We start from the raw sequence: 5625 nt of genomic DNA, 5'->3' as shown, positions 1-5625 counted from the left end.
GGGATTTTTTACCGTTATATTCCCCAGCGCGGCTGTACAGGTCGGAGATACATTAATAGTGGCCGTAAACGAAGAAGTTCCGTGATAGCTTATATTCGTAACTGAAATTCCGCCGCCGCCCTGGGAAAAAGTCACATCCGCCGGTGTTATTCCCGATTGAAATCTCAGTCCTTTTATAAGAATATTCTGACCCGAGGCGCCCTGCCCTCTTGAACTCGGGCTGGCGCTCGTCAGCGCCGGCGCCTGATTAACGGTAAATGTATCCTGAACAGTGGTGAACCCATAATCACTGTTTTCCAATTTTACGCTCCTTGTTGAAGGAGCCGACGTTGTTGAAGAAATGCTGATTGTAACAACACCCGCCGTGGGATAACCCGCTCCGTACGGAGCCGCTGATACGGGATACGGCGTGATTCCTCCGCCTCCGAAATACACGTTCATTCCCGTGACGAAATTGTTCCCGTAAATTACAATATCCTCATCTGAGGCTCCGGCGCCTCTGTTGTCCGGCGCACACAAATTGAAAGTCGGACGCGCGCTCACCTGAAACCCGCTTGTTTTTGTATCCGAACCTTTATCCGGATTCGTCACCTTAACATCCTTCAAACCGGTCGGCGCAGTTTCCGCTATTGTGAGTTTAATAATGATGTAACTTCCGTCGCCTGCTATTTCCACTATTTCCTGTTTAGTAATTCCCGTGTTGGGGGTGAATATTACATCCCCTATCCCGATTCCGCTCTGAAAATTACTCCCGTTTATCGTAACATTTTTGCTCGTCGCCTGCTGGCCGAGTTTATTCGGGGATAAATTAACAACCGAAGGCGCCATGTTTATTGAAAGAACGGAACCGGGGCTCACGCCTCTGCCTTCATCGCCGTTGATCACCACTAAATACCTTCCTCCGAGCGCCGCGGAGGAATAAACAATGACATTGGAAAGCGTCAGGGACTCGCCGGAACCGGCGACCCCGCCGATACTGATTTCCGTATCTTTCGGATCCCCGCTGGCATTCACTGAAAAATATGCCTGGCATCCCGTCTGAAAACCCGAACCGGTAACGATTATTGTCTGGCCGCTCGCTCCGCATCCGAGAGCGTTAGGGTCGCAGGATGTAACTGCCGGTTTTAATGTAACGCTAAAAGCGGGGGATTTTGTGTAGATTCCCTTATCCGGATTTTGCACGGTTAAATTTCTCGCGGTTGTTGTTGAGGCGGTCGCGCCGATATCAATCCTGATTGTCACCGATGAGCCGGAAACGGCGACGGCTGTAACCGTTGTCACGTCAATAAGGCCGCCGGAAAACCAGATATCTGTTTTCTTGAGCGCCGAATTAAAATTGCTTCCTAAAATTACAATCTCAACTCCCTGCGCTCCCTGCCCCCTTGAAGTCTGAGACAAAGACGAGATAAGCGGTTTCAGGTTCACGGTAAAAAGAGAGGCGGCCGTATTTACGCCGAAATCCGGATTTGTAATCGTAATGCCCCTGGCGCTCCCGGTCGGCGACGCGGCGGGGTCTATATTCACCGTAACCGAAATATTGCCGCCATCGGTTGCCGTGGCGTCTGTTATGGTTATTCCCGTGCCCGTGAATTCAATCTTCCCTTCGCCCGCGCCCCCTGTATACGCGCTGCCGGCGCTGAAAACGCTTCCTGAAATCGTAAAGTTCACACCCTGAGCGCCTTGTCCATAATTGTCAGGGGAACAGGATGTTATTCCCGGTTTATCGGTCACATGAAAAAAACTATAAGCCGCTTTTTTTGATTTCCCCGCGTCAGGATTGGTCACTGTAAAGGTTGACCCCCCTATCGCGGCGGTTGAATCAATTGAGGTTTTAATTTTTATCTGCGCAGCGCTTATAAAATAAGTGGATGAAACATGAACGTCAAGGTCACTGTTCACAACAACATTGCAGCCGCTCTGAAAGTCCGCGCCGTTTATCGTGATCCATTTGTCAGCTGCGCCCTGCCCCATATCATTGCCGTTGGGCGTTCCCGAAACGACAGAACTCATTGTGGGCTTTTTCGTAATAGTGATTATTCCGAGAGCGCTCACTCTCATTCCGTAATCCGGATTTGTTAATTTAATGTATCTTCCGCCTGTCGCGCAGGTGGAAATAACCGTAAGGTTTAAATCAATCACCGTGGCGGAAACCCGGTTAAATGAATTTATTATTATGTTCGGGTCCTGAAAGCCGCCTGTGGACTTGGTGGAAATTACAATATCATCAATGGCCAGTCCGGCCTGGAAATAATCTCCGTTAAGACGCGCATTCTGATTTTCCGCGCCCTGCGCGAGAGCGTTATCCGCCCAGCCGGATATTTCTGTGATCACCGAACTCAAAACAGGACGGTTGTTCACGGTGAACGGCTGCCAGTCGCTTGCGAAATAACCGTAATCCGGATTTAACAAACTTACGTCTTTAACGCCCGTAGCCGCCGCGATGTCGGAATTTACGGTAACGGTTATTGAAGCGGGGGCATGCGTGTAATCATAACTGCCGATATTCACAATGGTAGCTAAAAACTCCACCGCGCATCCGTTTTGAATGTTCGCGCCGTTTATCACAATATCAACATTTGACGCGTTCTGGCCAATCTGCGCCGGCGCCAGAGTGGTAAAAGACGGCTTGTAATTTATCTGAAGCTGGTCTGCGAGAGTATCGCTTCCCCAGTCCAGATTCGTTATTTTTATGTCTCTTAACACTCCGACGGCCGCGGCATCGGCGATATCTATCTGGCACTGCAGTTCAGCGGCTGAAAGAACGGTTGTCCAGTCAACGGAAATCCCGCCTTCGGGGAAGGACGCTTCCGCGCCCGAGACAAAGTTAAGGCCGGTCACCGTGAGAATTATATTGCTTGCGCCCTGACCGAAGGAAAGCGAAGCGGGGGCGGTTATACCGCCGACAGACGCTTTTTCGGTTATCTGAAAGAAACTGTCCAACGGTATTTTTGCGTCATAACCGGCATCAGGATTTATAATCTTAAAATTCATATAACCCACAGGGCAGCTCGTCCCGACCGAAACCTGCACTCGCACTCTGTTGGGGTCTTCGGTTAAATAAGTGTAATCATAACTGAATACTGTAATTCCGTTTGCATCCGACGGAAGGCTGAAATTAACCGTGCAGTTATTCTGAAAACTATACCCTTTTACATTTATCCACTTATTCTGCGCGCCTCTGCCGAGTTTTGCTCTCGGTGTGGTGTCTAAACCGACAACGCTCGCCCCTACCGGGGGGGCTTCAAGAATCGGTCTGGGGCTTATGGTAAAGCAGCCGGTTTTTGTTGTTTTTCCCGCATCAGGATTTGTCACGGTTATATCTCCAAGACCATAAGTGGGAGCGGCCGAAATGTTTATTACAGCGCGAATCTGATTTCCCGCATCAAATATAACATCAGTCACTGTAACTCCTGAAGCGGAAAAATCAACTGCGCAGCCGCTCACGAAACGGCCGGTCGCATCGGTAATCGTTATTGTGCTTCCGACAATATTCGCTCCTCTTGCATTCGGACTTACAGTTAAGTTGTCTCCGCCTGTTGCCTCCCCCGGCCTGTAATTCACAGTAAACCAGCCCGCCTGGGTGGTGGCAGAACCATCAGGATTTGTTATTTTAACAGCTCTTGCGCCCTGAGCCGCGGTTGCCAGAACAGAAATCTGGCATTTGGCTGTTGTTGAAGAAACATAAGAGTCCGAGGAAACAATTATTCCGGCGCCAAAATCCGATGTCCAGCCGGAAAAGAAACTCTTCCCTGTTATTGTTATCCACTGAGCGCTTGCATTCTGTCCTCTGCCTGTCGGATCTCTTGTTGAAAGAGTGGGTCTGACCCACATATAAACTGAATTTGTATTCACCCCTTGCGCTGTGGCATAAATATTTCCGGCGACAAGGTCATCAGGAGGGTCGCTTATTGTTATTGTATCGTCAGTCCAGGTTACAATAGGGTCATTGTAAGGAATCCATTTGTTGCTTAACTGTATTCCGTCTCCGGCAACAGGGGTTCCAAAAAGCGCGCCTTCAAGTGATATGGCTTGGTCAACTGCTGCCAAGGAGGGATTGACATTAAATAAATAAGGAATAAATGTTAAATTCCCGTTTTCACAGGTGATTCTTGAAAGAGCGGCAGAACGGTCAACTAAAATACCAGCGCTTCTACCTGATGTTGACCATCTCATAAGATGCCATTCAACTTCAACAACAAGCCGGTCCCCATTCTGAACAGAAATTGCATTTGTGCCCGGCTCATTGTTACGGACAAGCCCTGAATATGGAATTAAATTTTGAGATGATGCTGTCGTAGCTACGCCATCCCATGTGTCCGGGGATAAAAGAAGAACATCGCCTCTTTTTCCGGAATTATCAGCTTTCCAGACATAAGCGCAGGCGCGAAGAGCCCACGCAGGGGCCGCTGCGCCGCCTTTTCCATAAAGAAGTATCGTCCAGTTTGTTGTGGCTGCCAGAATTGTAGCTGCCATAGGCGGTGAGACAAATCTTCCTGCCTCGCCATAACCCACAGGGTCATCAGCAGAATTGGCGTTGTTTGAACCGGTGAACATATATTCTATTGTGTCTTCTATGGTTCCGGAATCTAAGGTCAGTTTATAGTTATCGGCAGTTGTCGGCATATTCGGACCGAATGTATCATCTGTCTGCGCGGTACCGGGAGCGGAGCCCCCTACCGCGTCGGAACGAAGATAAAGTGTTGTCGCACCAAATAGCGACTGAGTCGCTAAAAGCAGCAGCAATATCAAACTGGTAGCCGCAACCTTCAGGTTGCGTTTCAGGTTGCATAATGTTTTATTTTTATTCATATTTTTTTCTTACTTCAAAATTTTCAGGTTCAATTTTTGCAACCATCTTAAAACACTGATTTGCTTCTTTAAGATTACCTGCTTTTTCATAAACCATTCCAAGATTGTACCAGGCGTCACCATAGTTTTCTGCTATGTCTATTGCCTTTTTATAACTTGAAATTGCGGCAACCGGTTTTTCCGTATCATCATAAAGGTTTCCAAGATTGTAATAATACACAGGATTTGACGGTTGTTTTTTTATAGCGATTTCGTAATATCTAACCGCTTCCGCATAGTCCTTTTTAGCGCGGCATAGAGAAGCAAGATTATTTGCAATATAAGAACTCCAGGGCATCTTTTCAAAGGCATACCTGAAAATTTTTTCCGATTCGGCGAGCAGACCGAGTTGAAAGGTCTGCATACCTATCGGCAAATAATCATCAATATCACCGACGCCAAGAGAAAGAAGCGCTGTAACATTCTTACACAAACTCCGCGCTTCTTCTGTTTTACCCCGCTCTGTGTAGAAACCAATCAGAACTCTATAAAAATCTATTTTATCCGGAAACCTTTTTAATGCCTCAACAAGCATATCTTCCGCTTCTTTAATTCTTCCTTTTTCAGTGAGAATATCAAAAAGACCGTTAACCGCAGGCGCGTAATAAGGTTCCAGTTCAAGCGATTTCCTGAAATATTCTTCCGCTTTTACCATATCGCCGCGGCTTTTTTCAGCAAGAGCCAAATTGGCAAGCGCGCGAGGGGAATCAGGCGACGCCTTTACCGTTTTACTCCAGAAAGTATACGGGTCCTTCCAGTCAAAATTTCTCTTAAAAG

General features: G+C 47.7%; 2 protein-coding genes. Both read right to left on the bottom strand.

Features of this window, described 5'->3' with window-relative positions; translation table 11 throughout:
* A partial coding sequence (locus tag FP827_07800; GenBank protein MBA3052966.1) for a hypothetical protein occupies window positions 1–4809 on the bottom strand: 4809 nt, incomplete at its 3' end.
* A partial coding sequence (locus FP827_07795) for a tetratricopeptide repeat protein (GenBank protein ID MBA3052965.1) occupies window positions 4802–5625 on the bottom strand: 824 nt, incomplete at its 5' end. The genes FP827_07795 and FP827_07800, both read right to left, overlap by 8 nt.

The sequence above is a fragment of the Candidatus Omnitrophota bacterium genome (assembly GCA_013791745.1).
GTDB lineage: Bacteria > CG03 > CG03 > CG03 > CG03 > CG03.
This window is presented reverse-complemented; position numbering and strand designations above follow the sequence as displayed.